Origin of the sequence: Streptomyces sp. WZ-12 (assembly GCF_028898845.1) — a bacterium.
Taxonomy (GTDB): domain Bacteria; phylum Actinomycetota; class Actinomycetes; order Streptomycetales; family Streptomycetaceae; genus Streptomyces.
On the sequence record NZ_CP118574.1, the window covers coordinates 532,178 to 555,897 of the forward strand.

23 protein-coding genes and 1 pseudogene are annotated in these 23,720 nt (G+C 70.6%); 11 read left to right on the forward strand and 13 right to left on the reverse strand.

The genetic code is table 11. The annotated features are described in order from the left end of the window. Nucleotides 1–40: 40 nt before the first annotated feature. Together PV796_RS01815 and PV796_RS01820 are read left to right on the forward strand one after the other, a co-directional pair. Complete coding sequence (locus PV796_RS01815) at nucleotides 41–730, forward strand: class I SAM-dependent methyltransferase (protein ID WP_274910992.1); 690 nt, start codon at nucleotides 41–43, stop codon at nucleotides 728–730. A 180-nt stretch (nucleotides 731–910) separates the two neighbouring features. Then, a pseudogene (locus tag PV796_RS01820) lies at nucleotides 911–1,081 on the forward strand (IS701 family transposase); the annotation flags it as partial. A gap of 32 nt (nucleotides 1,082–1,113) precedes the next feature. Here the strand turns inward: PV796_RS01820 and PV796_RS01825 are convergent. Then, complete coding sequence (locus PV796_RS01825) at nucleotides 1,114–1,416, reverse strand: ATP-binding protein (RefSeq protein WP_342456875.1); 303 nt, start codon at nucleotides 1,414–1,416, stop codon at nucleotides 1,114–1,116. Nucleotides 1,417–2,641: 1,225 nt separating this feature from the next. Beyond that, nucleotides 2,642–3,622, reverse strand: a complete 981-nt coding sequence (locus PV796_RS01835; RefSeq protein WP_274910995.1) for a pirin family protein — start codon at nucleotides 3,620–3,622, stop codon at nucleotides 2,642–2,644. A gap of 186 nt (nucleotides 3,623–3,808) precedes the next feature. Between PV796_RS01835 and PV796_RS01840 the strand changes: the two genes are divergently transcribed. Continuing rightward, nucleotides 3,809–4,570 carry a pirin family protein gene (locus PV796_RS01840; protein ID WP_274910996.1) on the forward strand — a complete coding sequence of 254 codons (762 nt, stop codon included), beginning with the start codon at nucleotides 3,809–3,811 and terminating at the stop codon, nucleotides 4,568–4,570. Nucleotides 4,571–4,694: 124 nt separating this feature from the next. On the opposite strand, the gene PV796_RS01845 is transcribed toward PV796_RS01840, so the two are convergent. The 3 genes from PV796_RS01845 to PV796_RS01855 all read right to left on the reverse strand — a co-directional run bounded on the left by PV796_RS01845 (nucleotide 4,695) and on the right by PV796_RS01855 (nucleotide 8,026). Further along, entirely contained in the window at nucleotides 4,695–5,384 is a 690-nt protein-coding gene (locus tag PV796_RS01845) for an HdeD family acid-resistance protein (RefSeq protein ID WP_274910997.1), read from the reverse strand. Between the two features lie 109 nt (nucleotides 5,385–5,493). Next, nucleotides 5,494–7,062 carry an L-lactate permease gene (locus tag PV796_RS01850; RefSeq protein ID WP_274910999.1) on the reverse strand — a complete coding sequence of 523 codons (1,569 nt, stop codon included), beginning with the start codon at nucleotides 7,060–7,062 and terminating at the stop codon, nucleotides 5,494–5,496. Between the two features lie 178 nt (nucleotides 7,063–7,240). After that, nucleotides 7,241–8,026, reverse strand: a complete 786-nt coding sequence (locus tag PV796_RS01855) for an IclR family transcriptional regulator (protein ID WP_274911001.1) — start codon at nucleotides 8,024–8,026, stop codon at nucleotides 7,241–7,243. Between the two features lie 98 nt (nucleotides 8,027–8,124). On the opposite strand from PV796_RS01855, the gene PV796_RS01860 reads away from it, so the two are divergent. Both PV796_RS01860 and PV796_RS01865 read left to right on the forward strand, forming a co-directional pair. Beyond that, the gene (locus tag PV796_RS01860) at nucleotides 8,125–9,318 is read left to right on the forward strand and encodes a pyridoxal-phosphate-dependent aminotransferase family protein (protein WP_274911003.1); all 1,194 of its coding nucleotides are present in this window, start codon (nucleotides 8,125–8,127) and stop codon (nucleotides 9,316–9,318) included. 64 nt (nucleotides 9,319–9,382) lie between these two features. Further along, nucleotides 9,383–12,286, forward strand: coding sequence for an FAD-binding and (Fe-S)-binding domain-containing protein (locus PV796_RS01865; RefSeq protein ID WP_274911004.1), 2,904 nt, complete (start codon nucleotides 9,383–9,385; stop codon nucleotides 12,284–12,286). 204 nt (nucleotides 12,287–12,490) lie between these two features. Here PV796_RS01865 and PV796_RS01870 read toward each other — a convergent pair whose 3' ends face one another. Next, the gene (locus PV796_RS01870) at nucleotides 12,491–13,261 is read right to left on the reverse strand and encodes a phosphotransferase (RefSeq protein WP_274911005.1); all 771 of its coding nucleotides are present in this window, start codon (nucleotides 13,259–13,261) and stop codon (nucleotides 12,491–12,493) included. A 40-nt stretch (nucleotides 13,262–13,301) separates the two neighbouring features. On the opposite strand from PV796_RS01870, the gene PV796_RS01875 reads away from it, so the two are divergent. Next, nucleotides 13,302–13,529 (forward strand): hypothetical protein, encoded by a 228-nt coding sequence (locus PV796_RS01875; protein ID WP_342456876.1) that lies wholly within the window; start codon nucleotides 13,302–13,304, stop codon nucleotides 13,527–13,529. A 283-nt stretch (nucleotides 13,530–13,812) separates the two neighbouring features. After that, nucleotides 13,813–13,959, forward strand: a complete 147-nt coding sequence (locus PV796_RS01880; RefSeq protein ID WP_274911006.1) for a hypothetical protein — start codon at nucleotides 13,813–13,815, stop codon at nucleotides 13,957–13,959. 66 nt (nucleotides 13,960–14,025) lie between these two features. Here PV796_RS01880 and PV796_RS01885 read toward each other — a convergent pair whose 3' ends face one another. Continuing rightward, the gene (locus PV796_RS01885; protein WP_274911007.1) at nucleotides 14,026–14,487 is read right to left on the reverse strand and encodes a MarR family winged helix-turn-helix transcriptional regulator; all 462 of its coding nucleotides are present in this window, start codon (nucleotides 14,485–14,487) and stop codon (nucleotides 14,026–14,028) included. 98 nt (nucleotides 14,488–14,585) lie between these two features. Here PV796_RS01885 and PV796_RS01890 point away from each other — a divergent pair, with 98 nt between their 5' ends. Further along, the gene (locus tag PV796_RS01890; RefSeq protein ID WP_274911008.1) at nucleotides 14,586–14,957 is read left to right on the forward strand and encodes a VOC family protein; all 372 of its coding nucleotides are present in this window, start codon (nucleotides 14,586–14,588) and stop codon (nucleotides 14,955–14,957) included. Nucleotides 14,958–15,082: 125 nt separating this feature from the next. Here the strand turns inward: PV796_RS01890 and PV796_RS01895 are convergent, their stop codons facing one another. Further along, nucleotides 15,083–16,168 (reverse strand): hypothetical protein, encoded by a 1,086-nt coding sequence (locus PV796_RS01895; protein ID WP_274911009.1) that lies wholly within the window; start codon nucleotides 16,166–16,168, stop codon nucleotides 15,083–15,085. A 325-nt stretch (nucleotides 16,169–16,493) separates the two neighbouring features. Between PV796_RS01895 and PV796_RS01900 the strand changes: the two genes are divergently transcribed. Further along, a complete protein-coding gene (locus PV796_RS01900; protein ID WP_274918816.1) occupies nucleotides 16,494–17,414 on the forward strand; it encodes an aminoglycoside phosphotransferase family protein in 921 nt (306 codons plus the stop codon). A 47-nt stretch (nucleotides 17,415–17,461) separates the two neighbouring features. Here PV796_RS01900 and PV796_RS01905 read toward each other — a convergent pair whose 3' ends face one another. Further along, on the reverse strand, nucleotides 17,462–18,835 hold the full coding sequence (locus tag PV796_RS01905) for a tetratricopeptide repeat protein (protein WP_274911010.1): 1,374 nt from the start codon (nucleotides 18,833–18,835) through the stop codon (nucleotides 17,462–17,464). 257 nt (nucleotides 18,836–19,092) lie between these two features. Here PV796_RS01905 and PV796_RS41970 point away from each other — a divergent pair, with 257 nt between their 5' ends. Beyond that, entirely contained in the window at nucleotides 19,093–19,779 is a 687-nt protein-coding gene (locus PV796_RS41970) for a hypothetical protein (RefSeq protein ID WP_342456877.1), read from the forward strand. A 75-nt stretch (nucleotides 19,780–19,854) separates the two neighbouring features. On the opposite strand, the gene PV796_RS01920 is transcribed toward PV796_RS41970, so the two are convergent. The 4 genes from PV796_RS01920 to PV796_RS01935 all read right to left on the reverse strand — a co-directional run bounded on the left by PV796_RS01920 (nucleotide 19,855) and on the right by PV796_RS01935 (nucleotide 22,831). Beyond that, a complete protein-coding gene (locus PV796_RS01920; RefSeq protein WP_274911011.1) occupies nucleotides 19,855–20,079 on the reverse strand; it encodes a hypothetical protein in 225 nt (74 codons plus the stop codon). 124 nt (nucleotides 20,080–20,203) lie between these two features. Then, nucleotides 20,204–21,157, reverse strand: a complete 954-nt coding sequence (locus PV796_RS01925; protein WP_274911012.1) for an alcohol dehydrogenase catalytic domain-containing protein — start codon at nucleotides 21,155–21,157, stop codon at nucleotides 20,204–20,206. 91 nt (nucleotides 21,158–21,248) lie between these two features. Further along, nucleotides 21,249–21,938 (reverse strand): SDR family oxidoreductase, encoded by a 690-nt coding sequence (locus PV796_RS01930; RefSeq protein WP_274911013.1) that lies wholly within the window; start codon nucleotides 21,936–21,938, stop codon nucleotides 21,249–21,251. After that, nucleotides 21,935–22,831 carry an NAD(P)H-binding protein gene (locus PV796_RS01935; RefSeq protein ID WP_274911014.1) on the reverse strand — a complete coding sequence of 299 codons (897 nt, stop codon included), beginning with the start codon at nucleotides 22,829–22,831 and terminating at the stop codon, nucleotides 21,935–21,937. Before PV796_RS01935 ends, PV796_RS01930 begins: the two co-directional genes overlap by 4 nt. A gap of 67 nt (nucleotides 22,832–22,898) precedes the next feature. Here PV796_RS01935 and PV796_RS01940 point away from each other — a divergent pair, with 67 nt between their 5' ends. After that, on the forward strand, nucleotides 22,899–23,708 hold the full coding sequence (locus PV796_RS01940; RefSeq protein ID WP_274911016.1) for a LysR family transcriptional regulator: 810 nt from the start codon (nucleotides 22,899–22,901) through the stop codon (nucleotides 23,706–23,708). The last annotated feature ends 12 nt before the right edge of the window (nucleotides 23,709–23,720 follow it).

Consider the following 23,720-nt stretch of genomic DNA (forward strand, 5'->3'; position numbering starts at 1 on the left):
TTCACTGAGGACACGACGGTCTCGACATGACAGGAACAAGATGACCACCACCAGCGCCAGCTCCACCCAGCTCCTCGACCAGGACGTCATCGAAGGGCAGTCCGGCTACACGAAGCCGTTCCTCAACCTGTACGACCTGGCGGTCTTCCGGGGCACCGCGCCCCTCGCCTGGCAGTGCCCGCCGGCCGTCTCCCGAAAGCTGTACGACACCTGCGTCGGCGCCGCACACGTGGAGATCGGTGTCGGCACCGGCTACCTCCTCGACCACGCCAAATTCCCGGTCGACAACCCCCGGATCACCCTCGTCGACCTCAACCCCAACTCCCTGGCGCACACGGCCCACCGCCTCCGCCGCCACGACGTCACCGTGGTCCGGGCCAACGTCCTGGAGCCCCTGCCGCTCCCCGAGCGGTCCATGGACTCCGTCGGTATGAACTACCTGCTCCACTGTGTCCCCGGCAGCATCAAGGAGAAGGGCATCGCCCTCAAGCACGCCGCTGCCTTGGTCCGCCCCGGCGGCGTCGTCTTCGGCGCCACGGTGCTGTCCTCCGGCGTCCCGGTCAGCGCCCGCGGCCGCTGGACCATGAACTGGCTCAACAAACAGGGCGCTTTCCACAACGGCCAGGACGACTACCACGACCTCCGCGACCAACTGGCCCGGCACTTCGACCGCTTCCAGTTGACCTCGCGCGGCTGCGTGGGCATCTGGCGGGCCTGGACGGCAGGCTGAGGCAGGAGCAGCAGTGAGCGGTGTGGCCCGGCGAGAGGCGTGAGGGCAAGCCTTCGGCGCCGCCCCGCTGTTCCCGCTCGTCACGGAGCAGCGCAAGCCCGTGAGTTGCCGCAACTCGTCCTGGACGCCTACCGGTAGCTCGTCATGTCGGGCGGTGGTGTGGGGTGACGGCAGGTCGGGTTGGCCGCCAGCCTGCCCCACCCCGACGCACCCCACCCCACCACCAACGAGCGCCCGCCGGCCGACCTCGCCGAGACCGTCCGCCTCTACGGACTGCGGCCGTGGATCGAGCAGAGCGACAAGCAGATCAAGGACGAACTCGGCTGGGCCGACTTCGAAGTCCGCTCCGACCCGTATTGACCTCTACCGCCGAATTTGACGAACTACCGGCAGGCGGTTGCGAGGACGGCCCGTACGGTCTTGCCGCCGCCGACGTCCCCGGGGACGGAGAGCCGGCGGGCCAGCAGTCGCACCATGGCCAGGCCGCGCCCGTTCTCCGCCAGCTCGGCGATGGGGCGTACGCGGGGCCAGTGGGGGCTGTCGTCGTGCACTTCGACGGTGACCCGTCTCCCGCCCGCACGCAGCCGCAGCCGGCACTCGCCGCGGCCGTGCCGAGTGGCATTGGTGACCAGTTCGGAGACCACCAAGCTGGCGTCCTCCACCCGGTCGGCCGTGAGCGCGGGCATCTGCCGGTGGAGGAGAAGCGTCTCGGTCAGCTTCCGTGCCCAATGGGCGGCTTCATCCCCCAACGGCAGAACGCACTCCACCCGTGCGGATCGCCGCCGGGCGCGCCTGGACGCACGCATCCACCATCACTCCCCCCAAAAAAGAAAACACCGGCGCGCCCACGCGAGGTGCGCCGGGGCCGCGCCTGCTGCACGGCCGGTCCTGCACCCTGGTGATGCCCGCCCCGCCTGATCCCCAACCGGTAGACCCGCCACCGGTCCCTCGGCGGGCGCTCCGCCCCCAGCATCGACAACAGCAGTGGCCCCAGCCGCTCCCACTGTTCATCCGTCAGGTCCCCCCGAGTCATTCCAAAACCGTTCCACGTCGCTGGTTCGCCTCAGGCGGCGCCCCGGCGCCTGGCAGTGTCAGCAGATCTCGCCGGGCCGGGCCGCAGTGGCCTTGAGCAGCTCCCGCAGCAGGCCGAAGTCGACGCCCTCCGGCCTGCGGAACCGCAGGCAGCCCTTACCTACGCCTGCCATCCGACCGAGCGCGCATGCGGCAGCCCGGGGACACACTCGGGCCCGATGAACGACACGGTGCGACGTTCTCTCGCGTCGAGTGCGACGAACAGGCCGGCGAGGACCTCGCCGGGGGCATCGGGGGTGAATGCGGAGGGCAGTTCGCCGGGGCAGACAGGAAAGATCCGAGTAGCTCCTGTCGGAGTGCCTTTCCACCTGGGTGAGTTGACGACCGCCCGGCAGGTTTCCGCCTGCGAGGAGGCAAGTAGCCCGACTGTGACGTGGTCGGCCTACTTCAGAACCCGGCGCGCTGAGCTACGAGTTGAGCGGAAGGTGAGCGGAAGGTGAGCGGATTGAGCAAGCCAGGACGCCCGTTCAGCCGGGTCCGTCGCCCCTTCGCGAGCCGGTCTCATCGGACGTGCACGGAAGTGAATGCCCCTCGCCCTCCGACCTTGCGGGACACTCTGTGTCTGCCTGGGCGTCGAGAAGACGGGCGAGGCCGGATCTTGCGGAATGCGTGGGTCAGTCGATGGCAGAGCGATTGGCGTGAGACGCCACACGGCCTTGCCGTTGGCCTGCTGCGTCGTTGCCGGCGCACTGGACGTTCTGCTGGTGGCGCAGCACGCGAAGGGCTTCGGCGCTCTCCGAGCCGTTCCGGGTTGCCCAGCGCTCCCGAGGCGGAACAGCCATACCGGTCGCCGGCTCGCCTACGGCGCGAACCCGCAGGTCAACGCGCCCTCCCCCGTGGCCGCAAGGCCACCGAGGGGAGCTCGGGCGCCGGCAACCGGTCGCCCTCATAGCCGTGCACCTCGCCGAAGCGGGTACCCGCCGCCCAGTCCGCGCGGGCCCGGACGATGTCCTCGTGGGAGCGGCCGATGAAGTTCCACCACATGACGATCTCCTCGTCGAACGGCGTACCGCCCAGCAGGATCGCGCGGGTGGGTTCGTCCGCGGCGTTCGTCAGCGTGAGGGTGTCGATGCCGGGGTGGGTATAGCCCAACTCGGCGGGCTTCAAAGGGGTTTCGGAGATGAGGAGAGAGCCGGAGTCCACGAGGAGGCCGTGCTCGTAGGCGGGGTCTACGTCGAGGGCGAGGGTGGCGTGCGGTGCGAGGAGGATCTCGGCGCCGAGGAGGGGCGTGAAGGTTCGCACCGGCGAGTGGGCGCCGGCGAGTGCACCGAGGAAAACCCTGACCTCGGCTCCAGGGTGGCGTACGGGGTCGGGCACGTAGTGCTGGAAGTCCCGGTCGGTGTTGCGGTGTTGTTCGGGCAACGCCACCCATAGCTGCACGCCGTGGAGGACGGTGGTCCGCGACGTGGAGACCTCGGAGTGGGCGATGCCGTACCCGCTCGTCATCAGGTTGAGTTCACCGGGGCGCACGAAGGCGTGACTGCCGAGGCTGTCCCGGTGCTCGATCTCCCCACTGAACAGCCAACTCACCGTCTGCAGCCCGGTGTGCGGATGCGGGGCGACGTCCATGCCGCCGGTGCCGGAGACGTCGTCCGGCCCGTAGTGGTCGGCGAAGCACCACGCGCCGATCAGGCTCCGGCCACGCTGGGGCAGCGTGCGCTGTACGGTCATCGCGCGCGGACCGCCCAGGGGCACCTCCCGCGAGGTGAGGACCTCGACCCGCGGCCCGTCGGCGTCACGCGCACCGTCCACCGCCGCGCCGCAACGCACCTCGGCCGGCTTCGCCTCGACATTACTCACCGCACACCACCTTTCACTCAACACGATAGCGCCCTGGGAAATGGCCTTCGGGGCCCTCGCGCGGGATGCGGAATACCCTCCGAGCCCCGTGTTGTTTATCATTCAACCATCTGCCGGAGGTTCGGTCCACGACCCCGGGCGCCAGGCCGCAAGGACTGGAAGTCAGACAGGAAGGACAGCAGCACCATGGCTTCGACCCTCGACATCCGTCGCGCCGACGAGCGCTTCCACACCCGGGCCGAGTGGCTGGACTCCCACCACTCGTTCTCGTTCTCCCGCCACTGGAACCCCGACAACACCCACTTCGGGCTACTGCTGGTCTCCAACGACGACATCGTCGCTCCGGGTACCGGCTTCGACACCCATCCGCACCGCGACATGGAGATCGTGACGTGGGTGCTCGACGGCGGTCTCGTCCACCAGGACTCCGAGGGGCACAACGGCGTGATCTACCCGGGCCTCGCGCAGCGGATGAGCGCCGGCACGGGCATCCTGCACAGCGAGAAGAACGACTCGTGGACGCTGACCGGGCGGCCCGAGCACCGGGACCCGGTGCACTTCCTGCAGATGTGGGTCATCCCTGACGAGGCCGGCATCCGCCCGGGCTACGAGCAGCTCGACATCAACGACGAACTCGCTCGCGGGGGTTGGACGACCCTGGCGTCCGGCATGTCCCAGCACGCCGACCAGCGGGCGATCGGCATCCGTCAGAAGCACGCCGCGCTGCACGTCAGTCGCATGCGTCCCGGTGAGACGCTGCAGATCGCCAACGCCCCGTTCGTGCACCTCTTCGTTGCGCGGGGCAGCGTCGAGTTGGAGGGCGCCGGGCCGCTGGCCACGGGCGACGCGGGGCGCGTCACGCGTGCCGAAGGCCAGCGCGTCACCGCCGGGCCCGAGGGTGCGGAGGTCCTGATGTGGGAGATGACCGCCGCCGTCTCGATGGGGTGAGTGCCTGGCCCGCGCGATCAGAGGGCGCCGCGGTCGGCGAACGGCGGGCCGGCCGCGGCGACTTCGGACACGGGCATCCGATGGCCGGCCCGCGGCCGGTCATCGGATGGGCGCCGTGGCGGTGTCAGTGCTGCGGATGCGGGTGCGGATGGAACAGGGACCGCCGGTGCTTGGGGGTGGTGCCTGTGCCCGTCGTGCCCTTGGTGAGGCGGCCGATCTCGACGCGCATGCGGATGGCGTGGATCACCTCTGTGACACCCAGGACGATGGCCATGATGCCGGCGACCAACGCGAGCACGGCGATCGAGCTGAACGGCGAGACGATCAGCACGATGCCCGCGAGCATGGTGATGATGCCCAGGAAGATCTGCCAACCACGGGCGGGTGCCTGGGGAGCCGAGGCCGCGCCGGCCGACATCATGATGCCGCGCAGCAGCCAGCCGAATCCGATCCACAGGGCGAGCAACAGGAGCGACTGCAGGGTGCCCTTCAGGCAGATCAGTCCGAGGAGCACGCTGATCGCGCCGGTGATGAAGTGCAGCGCCCGCAGATGTCCGGGAACGTGCGCGCCGAAGGCCGCGGCGAGTTGGAAGACACCGCTGACCAACAGGTAGATGCCGAAGGCCAGTCCGACGACGTGCAGCGTCTTGCCCGGCCACGCCAGGACGACCACGCCCAGGGCGATCGCCGCCAGGCCGACGGTGAACAGGGCCTGCCAACCGAGGTTGGCCAGGGTGCCCAGGGCTGCACCGCTCGGGGAGGTTTCTTGAGCGAGTGTCGGGCCGTCGCCCGAAGGTGTGGAGGGGGTTGCCATTCCGCCCACCTCTCTTATGGAACAGCATGGTCAGATACGGACGTCTCCATCGTCACCCCATCGGCCCTGTCCCGCTCGGGGAGCCTGCCCACCGGCTTCCGCCCCCGCATCACCGGCCCACCACCATCCAGTCCAGCACCGACGTCGACTCCAGCCAGGCCAGGAGGCAGAGCGCCGCCAGAACGCACAGGCTCCAACCGATCACCTTCCGTAGGATCTCGCCCTCCCGGCCCGTCAGTCCGACCGCGCTCGACGCGATGGCGAGGTTCTGCATGGCCTCGGCCTTGCCCTGTACGCCGCCGGTGCTGTTGGTCGCGGCGGCGAGCAGGCCGTCCATCCCCACCCGGTGCGCGGCGGCGACCTGCATGGCGCCGAACAGGGCGTTGGACGAGGTGTCCGAACCGGTCAACGCCACTCCGAACCAGCCCAGGAAGCCCGACAGCAGCGCGAACACCCCGCCCGTCCCGGCCAACCAGGCGCCCAACGAGACGGCCATCCCGGAGAGGTTCATGACGTAGGACAACGCGAGCACGCAGCCGATGGAGAGCGCCGCCCAACGGATCTGGGCGCACGCCTCGCGGTACGCGCGCAGCGCGCGGCCCGGCCGGAGCCGCAGGATCAGCACGGAGAGCACGCCGACGATCAGCAGCACCGTGCCGCCGGAGCCGAGCCAGTTGAGGTCGTAGACCGCCGCCTTGGGGACCGTCCCGCCGGCGGTGCGTATCTGGAGTCCCGGCCAGGGGAACGAGGTACCCCTGGCGGCGACGAAGCGGGCGACGGGCCCGTCGACGGACACCAGCGCGAACGCGACGATGAGCAACGCGTAGGGCGCGAAAGCCTGGAGGAGTGGGAGGGGCGGTATCTTCCGTTGCTTCGCTTCGGGCTCCGGCTCTGACCGCGCCCCGCCCGGCTGCCAGAACCGCAGCAGCACCACAACCACCACGGAGACGATTCCGGCCATGACATCGGTCAGTTGGTAGGTGAAGAAGTTGGAGCAGAGGTACTGTCCCGCCCCGAAGCCGACGCCGGCCGCCAGCGCCGCCGGCCAGACCTCGCGCAGTCCGCGGCGGCCGTCCAGGATCAACAGGAGGAAGAGGGGCACCAGGACGGCGATCACGGATGACTGGCGGCCGACCATGGCGCCGAGGTCGTGCTCGGAGTAGCCGGTGGCCTTGGCGAGTGCCTGGATGGGGTTGCCGACCGAACCGAAGGCGGCGGGCGCGGTGTTGGCGAAGGCGGCCACCGCGGCGGCGCGCAGTGGCGCCAGGCCGAGGCCCAGCAGGATGATCGAGGTGATGGCGATGGGGGTGCCGAATCCCGACAGCGACTCGACCATGGCGCCGAAGCAGTAGGCGATGACCAGTGCCTGGACCCGGGGGTCCGGGGACAGCGAGGTGAAGGTCCGTCCGATGAGGTCGAAGTGGCCGGAGGCGCGCTGGAGTTTGTTGATCCACACCGCGTTGAGGATGATCCAGACGATCGGGAAGAGGCCGAATGCCGCGCCCTCCACCGCGCCGTCGGCGATTTGGCCGAACGGCATCCGGTAGGCGGTGAGGGCGATGGCGACGGCGCTGGCCAGGCTCCATAAGGCGGCCCGGTGCGAGGCCATCCGCACCACGCCGAGCAGCACCAGGAGCACCAGGAGCGGGGTGGCGGCCAGCAGTGCGGTGAGTCCCAAGTGGCCGAGTGGGTCGGTGACTTGACGGTACACGGCGAGACTCGCTCTCTCCGGCCGAGCGGGCCGGGTCTCGGGAGCGCTCGATCCGTCCGCGGGTGCACGAACGGCACAACGGAATTCCGTAATTTGAATATCTATTTCCGTCAGCCGGAGAGCATGGGTGCCCGTGGGAGTGCCGTCAAGGGGTCGGTCGCCGCGCCCCTCCCCATGCCTGGCGCCCCGGTGTCCCGCCCAGTCGTTCGCTCAGTCGTGCCGCCGCCTCCGCCACCAGCTCCCCGAACCGGTCCCGCAGCGGATCGGTCAGCCGCGAGGTCGGCACGTTCACGCTGACGCTCGCCACCGGGCGCCCCGACTCGCCCAGCACCGCCGCCGCCACCGCCGACACGTCCGCGCGCCACTCCCCCCGGTTCGTCGCCCAACCGCGCGCCCGGATCTCGTCGACCTCCGCGCGCAGCGCCGCCGGGTCCGTCGCCGTCGTCTCCGTGAACCGGGCGAGCCCGTCGGCCAGATACGCCGCCACCTCGGCGTCCGTCCGGGCCGCCAGCACCGCCTTGCCGTTCGCCGACGCGTGCACCGGCAGGATCTGACCCAGCGGCAGGATGATCCGCACGGGCTGCGTGGTCTCCAACCGCTCGACGAGGACGACCCGTTCACCCTCCGGCACCGCCAGGTGGACCGTCTCGTCCGTGCGCGCCCGCAGCTCCTCCATCACCGGCACCGCGGCGTCCCGCAGCCGCAGCTCGCCGGTGGCGTGCCGGCCCACCTGCAGCGCCTTGGCCGTCACCCGCCAGCGCGTCGGACGCCCTTCGGCGGGGCGGATCCAGCCCGCCTCATGCAGCGTGACGAGCGTGCGCTGCACCGAGCTCTTCGGCAGTCCCATCGCCCGCGCCAGGTCGGCGACGCCGATCGGCTGGCGCTCCGCCACCTCTTCCAGCGCGCGCAGCGCGTTCCGCACGTTCTGCACCGTTGACTCCCTTCGCCCAACGGGCCTACGCTCCCTGTGCCTTGAGACGGTACAGCGTGCCGACACACGGCACAACCCCCAGGGAAGGGATCGCTCACGTGAACTCGCCCCAACCACAGGCCCGTTCGGCCCGTCGACCCGGTCGCCACTTCCTCCAGATCCCCGGCCCCACCAACATCCCCGATCCGGTCCTGCGCGCCCTCGCCGCGCCCACCATCGACCACCGCGGGCCCGCCTTCACCGAGTTGGCCCGGAGCGTGCTGGCCCGGCTCGGCCCCGTCTTCGGCACCACCGGCCCCCTCGCGCTCTACCCCAGCTCCGGCACCGGTGCCTGGGAGGCCGCCCTGGTCAACACCCTCAGCCCCGGCGACCGCGTGCTGTTCTTCGAGACCGGCCACTTCGCCGTGCTCTGGCGGGAGTTGGCCGAGCGGCTCGGCCTCGATGTCGAGATCGTCCCCGGCGACTGGCGCCACGGCGCCGACCCCGACACGCTCGCCGACCGCCTCGCCCACGATCCACACCACCGCATCAAGGCCGTCTGCGTCGTCCACAACGAGACGTCCACCGGCGTCACCAGCCGAATTCCCGCTCTGCGCACGGCTCTTGACGAGGCATCACACCCGGCGTTGTTCCTGGTCGACACCGTCTCCTCGCTCGGCTCCACCGACTTCCGGCACGACGAGTGGGGCGTCGACGTCACCGTCACCGGCTCCCAGAAGGGCCTGATGCTCCCGCCCGGCCTCGGCTTCAACGCCATCGGCCCCCGCGCCCTCGAAGCCCACCGCACCGCCCGCCTGCCCCGCGCCTACTGGGACTGGGACCCCCTGCTCGACGCCGCCGAACACGGCCGCTTCCCCTACACCCCCGCCACCAACCTGCTCTACGGCCTCGACGTCGCCCTCGACCTGCTGACGGAGGAGGGACTGCCCGCGGTCTTCGCCAGGCACACCAGGCACGCCGCCGCCACCCGCGCCGCGGTCCGGGGCTGGGGCCTGACCGTGCTCTGCGCCGACGCCCGCGAGTACTCCCCCACCCTCACCGCCGTGTTGATGCCCGACGGCCAGGACGCCGACGCGCTCCGCGCCACCGTCCTCGACCGTTACGACATGTCCCTCGGCAGCGGCCTCGGCCGGCTCGCCGGGCGCGTCTTCCGCATCGGCCACCTCGGACAACTCAGCGATCTCCAACTGGCCGGGGCCCTGGCCGGCGTCCAAATGGGCCTGGCCGCCCACGGTTTCCCCTCCGACCCGGCCGGCCTGACCGCCGCCCTCGACGTCCTGGCCACCGCATGAGCGGGCCCCTCGTCGAGACGTGCACGCCTGGCACAGGCACGGCCGAACGACAGGAGGTCCCGGCATGAGCACCGCCGCCGAAGCGCTGCGCCGCCGCCTGGTACGCGATCTCGACGGGGAGGTCGCCTTCGACGACTACACCCGCCATCTGTACTCCCGCGACGCCAGCATGTACGCCATCACCCCGCTCGGCGTGGCCTTCCCCCGGCACGCCGACGACGTCGCCGCGGCCGTCCGCGCGGCCGCCGAACACGGCACCACCGTCACCGCCCGCGGCGCCGGCACCAGTCTCGCCGGTCAGACCGTCGGCGCGGGCCTGGTCCTGGACCTCTCCCGCCACCTCGACCGCATCACCGACCTCGACCCCGTCGCCCGCACCGCCCGCGTCCAACCCGGCGTCGTCCAGGACCAGCTCAACCGCGCCGCCGCCCCGCACGGCCTCGCCTTCGGCCCCGACACCTCCACCAGCAACCGCGCCACCCTCGGCGGCATGATCGGCAACAACTCCGCGGGCAGCGGCTCGCTGCGCCACGGCATGACGATCGATCACGTCCTGGCGCTGGACGTGATCCTCGCCGACGGCACCACCGCCCGCCTCGCCCCGGTGGCCGAGCCCGAACGCGCCCGCCGCGCCGCCCGCGCCACCCTGGACGGCCGCATCCACCGCGAACTCCCCGCCCTCACCACCGCGCACGCCGAGGCGATCGCCACCGGCTACCCCGCCCACTGGCGCCGCGCCGGCGGCTACCGCCTCGACCGCCTGGCCGCGGACGCCACCGCCGGACGCCCCTTCGACCCCGCTCGCTTCCTGGTCGGCTCCGAGGGCACCCTCGCCCTCGTCACCGCGGCCGACGTCCGCCTCGTGCCCAAGCCCTCCCACACCGTCATCGCCGTCGGCCACTTCACCTCCGTCACCGCCGCCGTCGAGGCCACCGGCGACGCCCTGGCCTGCGACCCGGCGGCGGTCGAGCTGATGGACCGCACCATCCTCGACCTCGCCCGCCGCAAGATCGAGTACGCCTCGCTCGGCGACCTCCTGCACGGCGCCCCCGAAGCCCTCCTCTTCGTCACCCTCACCGGCGACGACCCGGACGAACTCCAGGGCAGACTGGCCGACTTGGCGGGTCGATGGCGCCGCCACGGCCATGGCTACCACACCCTGATCGCCGACACCCCCGCCGAACAGGCCGCCCTGCTGAAGGTCCGCAAGTCCTCCCTCGGCCTGCTCATGGCCGCCGGTTCGGGCACCGACCGCCCCCTGGCGTTCGTCGAGGACACCGCCGTCGACCCCACCCACCTGCCCGCCTACACCCGCCGCTTCAAGGCGATCCTCGACCGGCACGACATGACCGCCGGCTTCTACGGCCACGCCTCCGTCGGCTGTCTGCACATCCGCCCGTTCGTCGATCTCGCCGACCCCGCGCGGGTCGCCGCCATGCGCGCGGTCGCCGAGGAGGTCCGCGACCTCGCCGCGGAGTACGGCGGCGCCAACTCCAGCGAACACGGCGACGGCCTGGCCCGCAGCGAGTTCAACCGCCGGCTGTTCGGGGACGAGCTCTACGAGGCGATGCGTGCCGTGAAACGCCTCTTCGACCCCGACGCCCGCCTCAACCCTGGCAAGATCGTCGACGCCGGCCCGATGACCGACCACCTGCGCGATCCCGCCCTGCCGCCGGCCCCCGGCCTGCGCACCCGCCTGGACTTCGCGGACACCGGCGGCATGCGCGGCGCCGCCGACCGGTGCATGAACATCGGGCTGTGCCGCAAGGACGCCCACGGCACCATGTGCCCCTCCTACATGGCCACCCGCGACGAACAGCACGCCACCCGGGGGCGCGCCGGCGCCCTCGTCAAGGCCCTGTCCGAGCCCGACCCCAAGGCGGCCCTCGGCGACGACCGCCTGCACGAGATCCTCGACCTGTGCCTGATGTGCAAGGCATGCCAGAGCGAATGCCCCCTCGGCGTCGACGTGGCCGCCCTCAAGGCCGAGACCCTCTCCCACCACCACGACACCCACGGCGTCCCGCTCCGCAGCCGCCTCTTCGCCGCCATCCGAACCCTCAACCGCCTCGGCTCCGCCACCGCTCCCCTCCCGAACCTGCTCCAACACACCCCCGGCGCCCGTCACTTGCTCTCCCGCCTGCTCGGCATCGCCACCGCCCGCCCCCTCCCCACTCCCCTCCGCGCCAACCTCATCCGCTGGCACCGCCGACACACCCCACCCCAACGCCCCACACCGCTGGGCACCGTCACCTTCCTGGCCGACTCCTTCACCACCTACACCGAACCGACCCTCGGCCGCGCCGCCATCGAACTCCTCGAACTCGCCGGCTGGAACGTCCAGTTGGAGAGCCGCGGCTGCTGCGGCCGCGCCGCCTACTCCAAGGGCCTCCTCGACCGCGCCGCCGCCTCGTCCCTCTCCCTCGCCCGCCGACTGGCCACCACCGACGGCCCGATCACCGGCTGCGAACCCTCCTGCCTGTTCACCCTCCGCGACGAACACCTCCGCCTGCACCCCGACGACCCGGACGTCCGCAACGCCGCCGCACGCGTCCGCCAAACCGAGGAACTCCTCACCGAGGCGATCGACGCCGGACGCCTCCGCCTGCGCCCGGACAACCCCTACGCCGGGCGCCGCATCGTCTATCACGGGCACTGCCACCAGAAGGCGGAGGTCGGCACCGCCGCCACGGTGGACCTGCTGCGCCGCATCCCGGGCGCCGACGTCGTCGAACTCGACGCCGGCTGCTGCGGTATGGCCGGCTCCTTCGGCTTCGAGGCCGAACACTACGACCTGTCCCTCCGCATCGCCCGCGACCGCCTGGCCCCCGCCCTCACCACCGAACCCGCCACCACCGTCATCGCCGCCACCGGCGTCTCCTGCCGCCAACAAATCACCCACACCACCCACCGTCCCGCCCACCATCCGCTCCAACTCATCCGGGACGCGCTCGCGGAGGGGCCTTGAGCACGGCGGACTGTCACCCCAGACAACTCCTGGCGCTACTCGGCCCCCACCACCAACAAGCCGACCACCACCCCGCCATCACGCCCATCGCGCATGCGACGCAGTCTGCACCGACGACGGTGAGCGAGCGCCCGTCGGAACGCAGCCGGCGCCGTTAGGGCTTGTCCGAGCGATCTTCAGCAGGCCGCTGGGGGCGGCGTACTGCTACGGGTCTTGTAACTGAGTCACGCCATCAGGGCCTGGTACAGGTGAACGGAGGCGGGACCAGGACTCCGCCGCATCAGCCATCTTCCGAATCCACGATGCCTCGGATGACCGCTCTGCGAAGGTCCGATGCATGCGTACGGTGGCGGCACAGAAGGCATCGATCGCCTGGGAGTCCGCTTCGGCCCACGCTTTGCAGCGGGCAGCCCAGGATTCCGCGTCGCCGGCCGAGTGGCCGGCCGCGATGAGCTGGACGACGAGGCACGCGGGGTCGATGAAGGCCGCGCCACGGGTGGGCCATGACCAGTCGACGGCCCACGTCCGGTCGTCCCCCATCATCACGTTGTCCGGGTTGATGTCGGTGAAAAGCAGCGTCCGGCCCTCGAACAACGAGGCATCGGCTTCTGCGGCGTACCGGTTCCAGCGTGTCTCCGTCCAAGCGTGGGCCTCAGGCGGGAGGGGCAATTCCCCGATCCGGTTGAGGACGTCCACGACGGCCGGGAGGTCGGGAGAGCCCGGCGTGAAGTCCGCCGGACGCCCCTCTACCGCCTCGAAGCCGAGGGCGATCCACTCGTCGTCCTCGGCCTGCCACCGCAGCGCGGGTGAGACGGTGCGCGCGTACGGGTTGACCTGCCGTTCCCGGATGAGGGAGGCACGCCGGCCACCGGGCCGGTTGCGGCAGGCTCTGACGAACACGGGCCCGCTCTCGCACTCGACCAGGGCCGTGACGTCGGAACTGTTCCCGCGCGGGGTGGCCCGCACCTCGTCCACGACCCCGGTGTACGGGTGCACCAACCTCCACAGTGCCTCGGTGTCAGGTGAGTTGATGTTCCTCAGCTCCTCGGGCTGCACGAACTGCTGGGGTACCCCGGGGTGCACTCTCCGTCGCCCCGTCGAGTACCGCGAACAGGGCTGCGCCAACGTCCAGAACTGGATCGACACCAGCGTCGCCAAACTCAAGACCGCCTCGGCGCAGGCCCTCGCCGAGGCAGCGCTGAACATGTCATCGATCGAGTGGCAGAAGACCTATCTGGGCTGAGCACTGCCAGGATCGGCTGGCTGATTTCTCCGGGGTGAGTTTCTTCGGTCCTAGGTTGCAGCCGCGGATGGCACTGGCCTACTGCGTAGCGTTGCACCGTTTCGCAACGGCTGATCCCAGCAAGGCCGGTATTGCCCTCGGTAGGCCGAAGCGGTTCGGAAGCCGACAGCCGCCACCAGGCACCTGGAGCGGGAGCGGGAGCGGTCACCCAGCCGAACTTCGGTGCCTGGATGGCGCTGTCGCTCAGATGGGCACATCCAGGTAGGTGCGCTTTGCCCTCGTAGTGAATGATGATCGCGCCCTTTGGCCAGCCAACTGGGCGACCCTGGAACGCCCCGCCGACGTCATCGAACTCACCGTCGAGTTCTTCACCGACCAGCCCGTTCAGGGTGCCGACTACCTCATCGCCTTCGCGGCCGCTCCGGCCTGAGCACAGTCCAGCGGATCGCGCTCGAACCGGTCACCAACTGGCCGCATTCCAGGATGAATTGACGCGTCACTCCTCCAGCGCCGTAGCCAGGCGGTCGAGGTCGGTGAGGAGTGCCGGGAGGCGTTGGGGTGGGATGGCCTCGACCATGCGTTGTTCGATGGCGTAGACGGCTTCCTGGACCGCGGCCAGGCGGTTGTGGCCCTCCTCCGTGAGGTGGGTGGGGCGGGCGCGGCCGTGGTCGGCGGTGGTGGGGCGGGTGATCAAACCCGCTTCCTGTAGGCCGCGCAGGACGACGTTCGCGGACTGTCGGGTGACGAAGGTTGCGCGGGCGAGCTCGGCGTTGGACAACCCCGGGCGCACGGCGAGGAGTTCGAGGGTGGCGTACTGCGGGACGGTGAGCCCGTGTGTGCGCAGGACCTTGTCCATGGCGCCTCGGAGGGCGGCCTGGGCCCGTTTGATCAGGTAGCCCACGTGTTGGGTGACATCCGTGGCGGGGTGGGGCGGCTCGGCGGGCTTGCTCTCCTTCATGTCAGCATTTTGACATAGCGGTGCCGGCCCTCCTAATCTCAGCGATGTCAAAGTTTTGACATCGATGAGATTCTGACCTGCAGATGGAGGAAGTACCCATGTCTGTAAGCATCGACGGCCCCAGCTTCGTCGCCCTGCAAGTTCGCGATGTGGACGCGGCGGCGGCCTTCTGCGAGCGGCATCTTGGCCTGCGGCGGGCCACGGTCTCACCGCCGCACGCGGTCGTGTTCGACACCGAGCCGATCCCGTTCGCCATCCGCGAGCTCCTCCCGGGCGTCGACCTCACCGAGACCGCGCGCCCCGGCCTCGGCGTGGCCCTCTGGTTCCGGACCTCGGACGCGCACCGGCTCCACGACCAACTCGCCGCCGCCGGAGTCAAGATCCTCACCCCGCTGACGGACAGCCCCTTCGGGCCGATGTTCTCCTTCGAGGGCCCGGAGGGCTACGCACTCACCGCGCACGGAGGCTGACCGCGGCCGCCGGCCCGGTGGCCAGACACCCGGCGCCCACGACACGCACGGCAACGGGGAGTCGAGAGAGGGGAGGCAGTCAGCCTCCCCTCCTCGCGACTCCTCGGGCGTGACCGAGGTACTCGTCAGCCCTGCTTGCCGCGGATCTTGAACGGCAACGTCCCGTAGTAGAGCGACGTGTCGCCGGTTCCCACGGACACGCCCGCATCGACGTCGGCCAAGGGAGCGCCTCCCGCAACCGTCAGGCGCAGCCGGTAGACGGCGCTGGCGCCGGGCGCCAGCGGTGACTTGACCGTCGGGGTCAGCCCGGCGCTCATACCCGGGTCACAGCCGCTGGGCACCAACGCCACGCGCTGCCACCCGCGGCCGGCCACGTACTGCTGGAGCACCAGGTCCTTGGGCGCCACGGCGCGGTTTCCGCCCTGCCCGTAGGCGAAGTACCCGGCGTTGAGCGCCGGGTAGGCCCGCTTGGTGGTGTTCTTGACGGTGAGAGCGAACTCCTTCGCCGCACCGCCACGCGTCAGACTGGCACCGCGCGGCCAGCCGGTGACCGTGGTGGTGGGCCGGTCGACGATGGTGCTGCGCGCCGGCGCGCGGTAGGTGTGGCCGTGACCGTCGTTGACCGAAGCGGTCACGGTCAGGCGGCCGGGGCGGTCGATGGCCTGGACGCGGAGGGCCACCGTGGCGGGGCGACCGGCGCTCGCCGGCTCCGAGACGGGGAAGGAGAACGTCCCCTTCTCCGGATGTGCGTCACTGGTCGGTTGGTGATCCAGGTCGACCCAACGGTGACTCTTTGTGTCATATCGCTGCATCAGGAGAGAGTCGGCGATGAAGCCCTGCGTGGTGACGTCCAGGCGGACGGTGCCCTTGGAGACCGGGGTGCGCAGGGTGACGTTCGAGGATGACCAGAGGCCGATGGGCGCCTCGGGAGCGAGACCGTAGGAGAGCTTCTGCGCCGCGTTACCGGTGACGACCGTGGTCGGGGCGCCTTCCCGTCCCGCCGCGGTGTTCGCCCGCGTCGCCGCGCTCATGGGTCCCGTCACCGCGGCGCCGCAGTTCGGGACGGTCCGCGCTCCCGCAGCCCGCTGCACGGTGGCCGCCTGCCCAGGAGCCGCCGCGCCCATCACCAGGGCCAGCCCGGCGGCCACCGCCGCCGCAGAACCGGCGGTCGCCTTCCGGCCAGTCACGGACTGTTGCGCTATACGTGCCATATTGCCCCCACTTCATACCGGACGCACCGCTGTGCATCTCTGCGAGTGAGGAGTCGACTCTGCCGCACGAGGTTCCCGCAAGCTCTGAAATGGCGCGTTTTGATGGGAAAACTTCGCTCTCGCAGCCACCTGCGGTCCTGAACGCTCATGCTACGTACGGGCATTGTCGACGTTGCGATCGGGTGGAGCGACCGGCCTCCCCTCCTCGATGTCGCCTCGCCGTACTCCCCGTGGGTAGCGTCGCCTTGATATCCAGTGCGTGCCGTTGACTGTCCAGACGGTTCGCGCCGCAAGGTTCTCCAGACCTAGGGAGATGAGTCGGGACATGCCGCAGGACGGCGCACGGAGCACAGCCGAGGAGTTCACGTCCGAGGTCGCCACTCGCGTCATGGTGACGGCATGCCGGCGCGCCGGCCTCGACGGTGACGGCGCGCGTCTGATCCGCTTCGGGGAGAACGCGCTCTTCCGGCTGGCGGCGCACCCGGTGGTGGTGCGGATCGCGCGATCGATCGCATATCTGCCCTCGGTGCGGGGCGAAGTGCGGGTATCGCGTTGGCTGGCGGGCGAGGGTTTCCCCGCCACACGGATCATCGATGACCTGGAACAGCCCCTGGTCGTGGACGGGCACCCGGTGACGTTCTGGCACCTGATCGTGGCGGGGGAACGGAAGGCCACCTACGGCGAGTTGGGCGCGGTCCTCCGTGACCTGCACTCCCTCGCGGTGCCGGACTCCTTGGAGTTGCCGCGCTACCCGGTCCTCGACCGCACCGACCGGCGGGTCGACACGGCGGCGGGCATACCCGAGGCCGACCGTGCGTTCCTGCGGGAGCGCGCGCATGAGCTGCGGGAGCGCATCGCCGGTCTGGACTTCGCCTCGCAGCCGGGTCCCGTGCACGGGGATGCCCACGTGCAGAACCTCATGGTGGACCGGCGGGGTCGGGTGATCCTGATCGACTTGGAGCGGTTCAGCTACGACTTCCCCGAGTGGGACCTCATGGTGACGGCGACCGAGCACCACAGCTTGGGGTGGCAGACCGCGGAGGAGTACGGCGCCTTCGTCGACGCGTACGGTCGTGATCTCCGCGCCTGGGACGGGTTCCCCACCCTGCGTGCGGTCCAGGAGTTCAACATGACGACGTGGCTGATGCAGAACGTGTCCGAGAGCCCCGAGACCGCCGCGGAGTACGCGCGCCGCATCGCCTCGCTCCGGGACGAGAACGCGCCGCGGCACTGGACCATCGGCTGACCTCTGTTGGTGACCTCCGTCGACTGACTGCCGATGGCCGACTCCCGTTACTCGTCGTCGAGTTGGGTCACCGCGTCCCGCACGCGTTCGTTGAAGCGTCGGACGGCGAGGTGCTGCGCATGGGTGGAGAGGGCGGCTTGGAAGTCGCCCACGTACCGCTGGAAGCGCGCGGACTGTAAGGCGTCGCCTTCCTCGACCGCGCGGGTTGCGACCGCGAGGGCCGCTTCCAGGTCGCCGTTGAGCAGATGGCTCTGGGCGAGGACCATGCGGCAGAAGCCCAGCGTGCGGGCGTATTTCGGGTCGGTGAGGGCGACGGCACGTTCGGCGAAGCGGACCGCTTCGGGGCCCTGGCCGAGGTCGCGGAAACAGTGGCAGAACTCGCCGACGAGTTCGGCCTCGTCCATGTAGGACAGCCACCCCGGGTCGTCGCCGGTGTCGGCCCGTTCGAAGAACGCCTCCGCCTCGTTCATGGCGTGGCCGGCGCCCTTGCGGTCCCCGGCCGCCGAGAGCGCGCGCGCTTCGTGTACGGAGAAGAGGGCCATCGCGCGCGGCGTGGCATGCCCCCTGCCGCCTTCGACCGATGCGCGGGCCAGCATGATGGCTCGGGGAACCTGGCGCAGGTAGTTCGCCTGGTGGCTCATGTTGGTGAGAATGCGGGCGCCCATCATGCGGTCGCCCGCGGCCTGGGCGAGGCGCAGCGTGGACAGCATGTAGCGGCCGGACAGGACGTGGTTGCCGCCGTCGTACGCGCTCCATGCCAGGAGTTGCGACATTTCCGATGCGGCCTGGAAGAGCGCGTCCCCGACCTTGGAGCTGTAACTCGCGCTGAGCAGCGGAAGCACGTCCTCCCGGAAGTAGTGGCGGAACGCCTTGTGCGCGTGTCCCCCGCCGAACTGGAAATCAAGCTGCATGAAGAACCCGGCGGCGGTCCGGACCGCGGCGACGTCGCGCATGCCGACCGACCGTCCGGCGGGGGCCTCCGCGGGCAGGCCATCGGGGCGGGAGACCAGCCAGGAGAGCGCGGCGGAATGCACCTCACTGTCGGACAACGGGGACTGGTCCGTCGGCTCGTCCTCAGGGCGCTGGTGGCTGAGGCTGTCGAGCGTGGTCAGTGCCTCGTTCAACGAACGGGCGTAACCGGCCCCGATGTTGGTGGTGGCAGTGATCGGCATGCCCGGAAAACCGAGATCGTTCGAAGTGACCTTCCGCCCCAGCTTCTCGCCGAGTGCCTCGGCCATGAAGGCCGCGGTCTGGCGTTGGATGCCGCCGCCGTTCAGCCACCGCTGCACGGCGACGTGTGTGGTGCCGAGGCATTCGCCGTGTCGCTGCGCCACGTCGCGAACGCGCTTCGCCAGTCCCTTGTTGGAGACTCCGGCCTCGGCCATGACGGCGGCCAACCGGTGGTTCGGATCCTTGCTCACGCTCTGCTGCCACCCCCGACGTTTCGTCACGTCACGTGGCCCATCGTGACACAGGGTTGCCCCTCAAGGGGGTTCATCGTGAACCCCCCGACCGGGTGTTCGTGAACCTCGGTGTGCACATGAACTCCCCCAGGACCGCTGCCGCGTGGCCAACCCCCGTCGTTGACTGACGAGACAAGAGGCCCCGGCGGTGTGTGAGGCACTCCGGGGCGTGGCCAACCTGGTGAAAGCAGGTCAACGATGAGGAACCGTAGGACATGAGCAGCACCCACCCCCGTCTACTGCCGTGGCCGGGCCCGGACGGGCAACCGTCCTATCTGGTGACCGACGACACCAGCAGCTACCTCTCCCTCCTGGCCGACGAGATGGAGGAGGTCCAGTTAGGCGCGGCCGAGGCCGTGCTGCGCCACGCCACCGAAATGCTGGGTGACGAGGACGCCAGCACCTACGAACTCCGTTGCGCGGGCCGCCGCCTGAGCGAAGCGCTGCGCGACACCCTGCGCATCGCCGAGAGCAGGGGCGCCCGGCTGGAGTGCGGTCCAGGCAGGCCCGACGCCGCGTCTGGCACGCGGCGCCGCCTGCTGCCCTGGCCGGGCCCGGGCGGGCAGCCGTCCTACCTGGTGTCTGATGACGGCGACAGTCATGTGTCGCTACTGGCCGACCAGATGGAGCAGGCACAGCTCAGCACGGCGGAGACCGTGCTCCGTCTCGCCGTCGAACTGCTCGGCGAAGCGAGGGTGAGTGGCTGCGAACTCCGTTGCGCCGGGCACCGGTTGTGCGAATCGCTGCGCGACGCCCTACGGGCCAGTGAGAGCAGGGGTGGACGGCTGTTCGGGAGTGCTGACACGGGTGGCGGCCTGGACAACGGCATGGACGGCGAGGGGAAGTCGCGGCGCGAGGCGGTCCGTCGTGACGGAAGGCCCGGCGGAGCGGCGCCGAGCTGAGCTCTGCCACGCGTTGGGCGTGCGCGGTGAACCACGCGGTGCATCACGTCGCGTGATCCACCGCGCACGCCCAAGTCAACGCCGTTTCACGGCCCAGGCAACAAGGGAAACGATCCCAACGCCCGCCATGGCCACCGCCTTCGCCGACAGCATGCCGGGTTCAGAACCCACCCACCCCAGTTTCCATCCCATCGCGCAGAGCAGGCCCGTGACCACCAGCGCGCTGACGATGGCCAGCGCATTGTGTCCGGCCGCGCTACGGTCCCGCTCGCCGTCGCCCTTGCTGTTCTGCTCATCCATGCGTCCGATGCTATTAGCAAGATCACGACGGCGTGGTCCGGCAGAGGCCGTTGCGGCCCCAGCACTCGTTATCAGTCCGCTCACCGCGCGGGAGCGGGCCGTTGCGTGACAGGGCTCCGAACCGTCAGGGCAGCAGGACGACCTTGCCGAACTTGCCCGGGCCGGCCAGGCGGGCGTAGGCGTCGGCGAACCGGTCGAGCGGGAAGGTCGCGTCGACGGGTACCCGCAACCGCCCCTGCGCCAGCAGGGGCACCACGGACGTCCTCAGGGTGGCGGCCAGCAACGTCTTCTCGGCGTGCGAGCGCCCGCGGATGGTGGTGCCGATCACCTGGGCGCGGGCGAGCATGAGGTCGAACATCCGCAGCGCCGCGGTGGCGCCGGCCTGGACCCCGACGACAAGGACCTTGCCCCGGCTGCGGAGCAGGGCGACCCGGCGCAGGCAGTCCTCGCCGCCGACCAGCTCCACGATCACGTCGTACGGCGCGTGCGCGGCTTCCTGGTCGGGAGTGACGACGTCCACCCGTCCGTCCAGACCAAGTGCCCGGACACGGCTGTGGAGTTCGGGCCGACGGACGCTGGCCACGGTGTGCGCCCCGGAGACCGCGGCGACCTGCACCATGGCCGTGCCCACCCCGCCCGCGGCACCACTGACCAGTACCCGGTCGCCGGCGCGGACCCCCGCCTGGTCGACCAGGGCGTCCCAGGCGGTACTGAACGCCTCGGGGAAACCGGCCGCCTCCTCCCACGGCAGACCGTCCGGCACCGGCAGGAGCAGTTCGGCGGGGACCGTGATCCGCTCGGCGTGGCCGCCCCCGCCGACCAGGGCCATCACCCGGTCCCCGGGCTCAACTCCTGTGACGCCGGGGCCGACCTGCTCGACCTCGCCTGCGACCTCCAGGCCGGGCACGTCGGCCGGCCAGCCCGGTGGCGCCGGGTAATCCCCGCGCGCCTGCTGCAGGTCAGCGGCGTTGAGTCCGGCGGCCCGCACCCGGACCACCACGGCCCCGGGTCCCGCGACCGGATCCGGACGCTGCGCCAACTGGAAGGTCCCCTGAGGATCGATCACTACGGAGTGCATGAGGGCAATGTATGCCTGGGCCTGGCGTACGGTGGGCGAGGGGCCCGGGCTGCGCCTGGCATCCCGACTGGGTATGTCACTCCGGCGACCGTTACCAAGGCACGGGCTGGTCCTGGTAGTTGAGGTACTGCAAGCCCGGTTCGCCGCGGTGGCGTTCGATCGTGTCCACCACGCCCGGGATGGACTGATCGATCGTCAACGGTGCGTCAGGTCCGCCGAGTTCGGTGCGGACGTGGCCGGGGCACATCAGCAGCAGTGTGTGCGCGGCGTCCGCGTACCGGGCGGCGTAGCTGCGCATCAGTTGGTTCAGGGCTGACTTGCTGGCGCGGTAGACGTCCTGGCCGCCGTTGGTGTTCTGGCTGAGGCTGCCTTGGCGCGAGGACATGACGCCGATGGTGCCGGTCGGTGTGACCAGCGAGCGGAAGGACTCGACCACGCGCATCGGGCTGAGCGCGTTGGTGACCATGACCTCGACGAACATCTCCGTCGGGACCTCGCCGACGGGGATGTTGCCCCGTGCGATGGCCGCGTTGACGAACAGCAGGTCGAGGGTGCGCCCCGCCAGGCGTGCGCGGAGCGCGGTGATCTGCTCCGGTTCGGTCATGTCCAGCGACTCGACGGTGACGTGGCCGTCGGACGCGTCGGCCAGGTCGTGAAGGCCGGTGCGTTGATCGCCTCGGACGGTCCCGATGACGTCCCACCCGCGGCGCGCGTATTCGGTGGCCAGGGCGAGCCCGAGGGCCCGGGGCGCACCGACGATGAGGGCGGTACCGGCGCTCATGCCTGCACCGCCGGCTTGAGGACCTGCTCGCACCAGTCGTGGAAGCGCGTCGGGCTCGCGGTCTGCGGGGTGCGCGGCACCCCGTCGTCGAGGCCGGTGTCCTTGGCCCGCATCATGTCGAGGTAGCCCTGTGCGAGCGCTTCCCCGAGGCCGCGTCCGATGAGTGCGGCGCCGAAGTCGTCGAGCGGCTGCCGCTCGTAGCGGATGGGGCGGCCGAGCACGTCGGACATGATGCGCGCCAGGTCGTTCGGTGAGAGGTCCTCCGGGCCCAGCACCGGGACCTCGCCGGTTCCCGTCCAGGAGCGGTCGAGCAGCAGGTCGGCGGCGGCCGCGGCGATGTCCCGGGTGGCGGCCCTCGGTGCCTTGCGGTCGGCCGCGACGGTCTCGGTGAACAGGCCGTGGTCGCGGATCGAGGCCGTCTGCCGCAGCAGGTTGTCGAAGAACGTCGGGTTGGCGAGCGCCCGGTAGGCCACGCCCGTACCCGCGATGAGGTCGTCCATGGCCAGCGACGCCGTCACGTGCCCGGCGCGGCCGGCGACGGGGGTGCCCCGGCCGAGCGCCGAGACGCCGACGACGTGTCCGACGCCATGGGTCGTGAACGCCTTCGCGGCAGCGCCGGTGAACCCGGAGTACAGGCAATCCAGGCTCGGCGCCGGCGAGTTGGAGGGAACCAGCCAGAAGACGGCGTCCGCGCCGGCGAACGCCCGGTCGACGACCTCGGGGTCGCCGTGCGAGCCGGTGACGACGTCGACGCGGGCGCGGACCGCGTCGGGGAGTTTCCCGGGGTCGCGCACGATGACGCGCAGTTCTTCGCCGCGTGTGCGGGTGTCGGTCAGGAGAATCTCCAGGAGCCGGCCGCCGATCTGGCCGGTTGGAGCGGTGATGACGATCATGCGTCGAGTCTCGGGGCGGCCCTTCGCGGCGTCCAATACCCTTTCCGGCGATTGATACCTTCAGGGCATGGACCTCGACTTACGCAAACTCCGCTACTTCGTCGCGGTGGCCGAGCACCGGCACTTCGGCCGGGCGGCGGAGCACCTCTACATCACCCAGCCGGTCCTCAGTCGCCAAATCCGGTCCTTCGAGCAGGAGTTGGGGTGCGCTCTGCTCCTGCGGACCACCCGCAGCGTCGAGCTCACCCCTGCTGGCGAACGGCTCTACGAGGAGGCGCAGCAGATCCTCCCGTCGGTCGCCGCGGCGGTGCGACGCGTCCACGACGCCGATCAGGGCGTCCAACGGCTCGCGGTCGCCTTCTCCCCCGGGCTGCCCGTGTCGGACGCGATCCGGGCGTTCACGGCACGTCACGCGGACGTCGAGATCGACGTCATCCCCTCGCGTTGGTGGGAGCCGGACCGGCCGATCCGGGACGGTCGCGCCCAAGTCGCCTACCTGCGGCGGCCATTCGACGAGTCGGGCCTGCGCGTCCTTCCCGTCGGCCACGACCCCAGGGTCGCCTGCATGTCCACGACGCACCCCCTGGCGGGTCGGCGGGAGCTCACCTGCGCAGACCTCGACGGCGAGCGGATGCTCGACGTCCCACGGCGGCGGACGTCCTCGCTTGAGGAGAAGTTCGAGCTCATCGCCACCGGCCACGACATCGCCCTCATTCCGCAGAGCATCGCGCGGCCCTACTCCCGCCCGGACCTCGCCTACGTCCCCGTGACGGACGCCCCGGCGTTCGAGACCTGCCTGGCCGTCGCCGCGGACCGGCGCGAGAAGCTGGTGCGCGACTTCCTGGAGATCGCCACCGCGACCCTGCGGCAGAGCTGAGCGTCCAGGCCG